The organism is Veillonella sp. (assembly GCF_019414865.1).
Taxonomy (GTDB): Bacteria; Bacillota; Negativicutes; order Veillonellales; family Veillonellaceae; genus Veillonella.
Window position 1 is genome coordinate 1 of the sequence record NZ_DXLG01000117.1, and the last position, 4,868, is coordinate 4,868.

At 39.5% G+C, this 4,868-nt stretch carries 5 protein-coding genes and 1 tRNA gene; 5 read left to right on the plus strand and 1 reads right to left on the minus strand.

The features are described 5' to 3' along the window. Window positions 1-182 precede the first annotated feature (182 nt). From QZ334_RS06880 to QZ334_RS06890, 3 genes are all read left to right on the plus strand, one after another. Window positions 183-527 carry an ArsR/SmtB family transcription factor gene (locus QZ334_RS06880; RefSeq protein WP_009352539.1) on the plus strand — a complete coding sequence of 115 codons (345 nt, stop codon included), beginning with the start codon at window positions 183-185 and terminating at the stop codon, window positions 525-527. Between the two features lie 2 nt (window positions 528-529). Then, complete coding sequence (gene dinB / locus QZ334_RS06885; protein WP_295233088.1) at window positions 530-2,011, plus strand: DNA polymerase IV; 1,482 nt, start codon at window positions 530-532, stop codon at window positions 2,009-2,011. Window positions 2,012-2,120: 109 nt separating this feature from the next. Next, entirely contained in the window at window positions 2,121-2,405 is a 285-nt protein-coding gene (locus tag QZ334_RS06890; RefSeq protein ID WP_105093727.1) for a hypothetical protein, read from the plus strand. Window positions 2,406-2,548: 143 nt separating this feature from the next. On the opposite strand, the gene QZ334_RS06895 is transcribed toward QZ334_RS06890, so the two are convergent. Next, entirely contained in the window at window positions 2,549-3,430 is an 882-nt protein-coding gene (locus tag QZ334_RS06895; RefSeq protein WP_295233091.1) for a hypothetical protein, read from the minus strand. A 186-nt stretch (window positions 3,431-3,616) separates the two neighbouring features. Between QZ334_RS06895 and QZ334_RS06900 the strand changes: the two genes are divergently transcribed. Next, entirely contained in the window at window positions 3,617-4,594 is a 978-nt protein-coding gene (locus QZ334_RS06900) for a 5'-nucleotidase, lipoprotein e(P4) family (RefSeq protein ID WP_295233094.1), read from the plus strand. A 48-nt stretch (window positions 4,595-4,642) separates the two neighbouring features. Then, window positions 4,643-4,719 (plus strand) — tRNA-Arg (locus tag QZ334_RS06905). The last annotated feature ends 149 nt before the right edge of the window (window positions 4,720-4,868 follow it).

Here is a 4,868-nt window from a genome sequence, read left to right on the forward strand (position 1 = left end):
ATAGTGTGCTGAAATTAGTTTATAATGTGGTAAAATTTACTCATATATAATTATTTGGTATTCATAATAAATTATTAAGATACAAATATAAAGAAAAAAATAGATTTACATTAAGAAATAGTATATAATAGTATCGATAAGTAGATTGACATTTTTTGATACGGATTTGAGGAGTTAAAGATATGGTTGAAGTTTCTTATGAACGTTTAGCGACGATTTTTAAGGCATTAAGCGATGAAACAAGATTACACATCATCGACATGTTGTCTTGCAATGAATTATGTGCAGCTGATATTTTAGCTAGCTTCAATTTATCCCAATCTACGTTGAGCTACCATATGAAAATCTTAATTGATGCAGGTGTAGTTAACTCTCAACGTAATGGCTTATGGACACGTTACTCCATTAACGAAGCTACGTTTGGCGACATTCTAGAAATCATCCCTCAATTATATAAATCTAAGGATGAATGCATTTGTGCGCAAATTAAATACTGCCGTATTTCTGAGCACGAAAAAGAAGCGTAACAATGAGACGTTGGATTATGCATGTTGATATGGATGCATTCTTCGCATCCATCGAACAACTGGATTATCCAGAATATAAAGGCCACCCCGTTATCGTGGGTGGTCTTTCTTCACGTGGTGTCGTTGCTACCTGCTCTTATGAGGCTCGTAAATTCGGTGTTCATTCTGCCATGCCTATTTCAAGGGCTAAGAAATTATGTCCTGATGGTATCTATGTGTATCCGCGCATGGATCGCTACAAAGAGGTATCACATCAGATTTTTTCTATTATGAAAGAATTTACTCCCTACATTGAGCCACTATCTATCGATGAGGCCTTTCTTGAGGTAAGTGGCATGTCTACTATGTATAGCGGACCTAAAGCGTTAGGGCGTGCCATTAAGGACCGTGTGTATGAGCAGACAGGACTCATCATCTCGGCAGGATTAGCACCTAATAAATTTTTAGCTAAACTAGCCTCCGATTTAGATAAACCAGATGGTCTTGTAGTGATTCCCTATGGTCGTGAGAAAGAAATCCTAGCACCGTTGCCTATAAAACGTATTTGGGGTGTAGGACCTCATACGGAAAAACGGTTGAAAGCAGGAGGCTTTCACTTGATGCGTCACATTCAAGCCTTGCCAGATGAACGGAGTCTCATTCCCATTGTAGGCAATCAGGCGCGACGCATATGGGAACTGGCAAATGGTATTGATGAACGGCCTGTGGAAACAGATCGTAAAATACAATCCATCGGAGCCGAAGAAACCTACGAAGAGGACCTTGTCGATGGCAGTGCTATTGAACTCGAGTTCAGATATTTTGCCAATCGTCTATCGAAGCGGTTACGGAAACGGAATCTGTTAGGGCATACCGTGTCGATTAAGGTGCGCTATGATGACTTCACTACTGTATCACGGCAGAAACGATTAGATACACCATCTGATCATGAGCATGTATTCTTTGAAACAGCACTGCTTTTGTGGAACAAGCTGATGCAAGATAAGACGAGCAAGAAGCCTAAAGGGACGAAGAAAGATGTGGAAGCACTAGGGGCTACTACAAAGATAAAATCTAGGAATCTTAGCTATAATGGATCTAATTATAGTCAGTCTAATTATAGTGGATCGAACTATTGTAGCTCTAAGGGGATTGCCTTTATGAATCCTCCCGGCCCTATACGCCTATTAGGTCTTACTGTTAGTGGTCTCGATGAAGAGGTGCCTATGCAAGATAGTCTTTTCGAATCATCTAAAAATGAGACTGAAAATAAACTGGCTGGTGTATTAGATTCATTAGAGTCTAAATTTGGTGAAACGGCCGTTATGAGTGGCGCATTATGGCAGCGCTTTCACGGAGACAATGGAACGCGTAGAAAGCGATCGGAACAAAAAGCCGCAGTAGATGCACAATCTACTAATGAGGATGTAGAATCTAATAAAATGGATAAGAGCCTTGACCTATATAAGAATAGTGATGGAGGCGACATTAACGAAGACATATAACTCGATACAATAGACTCATAAAGTTTATATTGAATACTTTCGCTAATATATTTATTCATGTTACAATATGGATATAGTGTTTAAAAATTACCGCAAGAGAGGTATAGATATGAGTTTATTTCGTGTAGCCATCCATTATGGCATCAACAGCAATGGTTTCTTGTCCTATGACACAGAAGCAAAAACAGTGTCCGTAGATTTACCTGAACAAGAGTGGGCTGATAAGGTTATCGCTTACTTGAACGACGAACATGCCATCGAGCATGCTACAGGTCTTGATACATATGAACGGTTGACTGTAAAACCATTAGAATCTTTAGATAACTTAAAATTAGCTTTAACACGCATGTGGGAAGCTATCGACGTACAAGTCGACTGGAGCCGTCCAGCGTAAATAAAATGATACCCCTTTGTAACCATGTATTGGTTATGAAAGGGGTATTTTTTATAGTACCGCAAACTAAGACGAAGCCCCATCTTGCTATGTAGCTCATAGTAAGGTGGGGCTTTTGTCATGGTGAGTGTATTTAAATATTATTAATCAAATTTTTTATTTGTTAGGTCCTGATACATAAGCTTAGCGATTTCATACTGTGGATCGCCGGCTTGTAATTGGTGTGATGGTAGTTTAAATACAGCTTCAGCTCTTTCCTCTTTCTTGATATCGATACCCTTTACATCTTCGGACCGACTTATGGAAATGGTATGTGTTGTTGGATTTATGAAGTACGCATTTACATCAATGCTGAAAGCCTTGTTTTCGTCTTTTCTCATGATTACACGTAGAATCATAGCTGAAATAGCAGTGGTACCATCTTTTTCACCTAATAGCTGTTTAGATGTGTAGTCCACATAATCTGCATAGACATAAATATCGCCAGGTTTGGCCTTGTCATAATCTTGTGTATAGGCCTCTACTAAACGCAAATCTAGTTGTCTGCCGAATGGTCTAGAGAACATTTCGCTTTGTAATACGCGTGTTTCGCTTACAGGTGGATAGGACGGTATTGGTGTTAAACCTTTTAGCATATCTGTGCGTGTTTCGTCTTTTCTTTTAGCCTGACGTTCAGCAGTGACCCTGTCTAAGCGTTTACGCTCTTTTAACATGGCTTTTTCTTGTTCTTCTTTAGTTTTGTAAGTTTTTACAGATACAATACGGTTACCAGACATAGTCACCGTTGAATAGATGGGCTTATCTTTAGTAGGTTTTCCCTTAGAAGCATCAAGCGTAGATTGCACCATAGCAGGTGTTGCGCTTTCGATAGATTTTTTTAACTCTGGAATATTAGAATAATCCATATCAACTACTGCAGCGTCTGTGCTTTCACTTGGCTGTACTGGTGTAGCCCCGTACGCAGATGATATAGCCAATACAGCTAATAGTGAACTGGTAATAATTGATCGTTTACATACTTTCATTACATATACCTCTTTTTTATAAGAACTCTCTAATACTATCAACAGCTGTATTATAGCATAGTTCTTGTGTAAATCGATTAAAATACACAGATAGCCTATAAAGCTATAGAGGACTTTCGTATACCTATGTAGAATTACATTGTGTATTGTATGTATACAGAGAGCACATGTGGATAGGAGGCAATTATGAAACGTAGTAGTTTAGCATGGTATGTAGGGGTGGCTTGCCTTGGCGGTAGTCTTTGCGTAGGTTCCGTAGTACAGGCGGATTCTCCGACGACAGTGAAGGCAAATCCTGTAGTTCCTACAGCGATGGTAGCGCAGGTTCAATCAACTCGACCGACTAATAGTATAGCGGCTACGAATACGGTAGCTGCTAACAGTGAGCCGGCAAAAGCTGCAGTAGTACTAGATGAGCAGACAGCACTGAAGCAAAAACAGCAGTACCAAGCCGAAACAGAAACAATGGGACTCTTATGGATGCGCACCTCTGCAGAGTACAGAGCACTAGCGTATCAAGGGTACAATGTGGCGCTAAATCTTGTTAAGATGGCTGTTACTGATCCATCTCATCAAAGAAAACCTCTTGCTATCGTTCTTGATGCGGACGAAACAGTAGTGGATAATACTAAACTGATGGGTGAAAGCGTTGCTAATGGCAATGGTCGCTTCGATGCTCCTTGGTGGCGTCAAGCTGTGCATCAAGGTAAATCGCAAGCCATGCCTGGTGCTGTTGAGTTTCTAAATGAAGTACATAAACAAGGTGTAGAAATTTTCTACGTTTCAAACCGATATGCACCTGTTAACTATGATGTAACAGTACAAAACTTCAAAGAACTAGGATTCCCATCGGTCGATAAAGAACATGTACTACTATTCGAAAAAGACTCTGATAAACAACCTCGTTTTGATGCCATTACTAAGAAGTACGGCATAATTTTGTTTATGGGTGATAATGCAGGTGACTTCCCAATTGGTACAAAAGGTAAGACCTTAGCTGAAAGAAATGCTATCATCGATGAACATAAAGAAGACTTTGGTACTACCTTTGTTGTATTCCCAAATCCTGCCTACGGATCCTGGGTTAGTGCATTAGCAAAAGGCTACCAAAACCTAAGCCCAGAAGAACAAAAACAAGTGAATAACCAATACCTACAACAATAAGGACGCCTTGCGTATACTTTATTAAAAACGATATAATAAAGTATACATGCGTCTATAGCTCAGTAGGATAGAGCAGCAGTTTCCTAAACTGCGTGTCACTGGTTCGATTCCGGTTAGGCGCACCAGTATAGAAAAGAAGGTATACGGCTTATAAAAGCCGTATACCTTCTTTTTTGCATTTTCTTGCAATTCTTATGAGCTAGAATTATAATATTAGAGTAATATTCACATTTTGTTCATGTTTTGACAATGAATAGTGTATAGAGGGGTACAA

Excerpts from the sequence above, each read along its gene's own strand:
- QZ334_RS06900 (WP_295233094.1), top strand. The coding sequence starts at position 3,617 with ATGAAACGTAGTAGTTTAGCATGGTATGTAGGGGTGGCTTGCCTTGGC.
- QZ334_RS06890 (WP_105093727.1), top strand. The coding sequence starts at position 2,121 with ATGAGTTTATTTCGTGTAGCCATCCATTATGGCATCAACAGCAATGGT.
- dinB (WP_295233088.1), top strand. The coding sequence starts at position 530 with ATGAGACGTTGGATTATGCATGTTGATATGGATGCATTCTTCGCATCC.
- QZ334_RS06880 (WP_009352539.1), top strand. The coding sequence starts at position 183 with ATGGTTGAAGTTTCTTATGAACGTTTAGCGACGATTTTTAAGGCATTA.
- QZ334_RS06895 (WP_295233091.1), bottom strand. The coding sequence starts at position 3,430 with ATGAAAGTATGTAAACGATCAATTATTACCAGTTCACTATTAGCTGTA.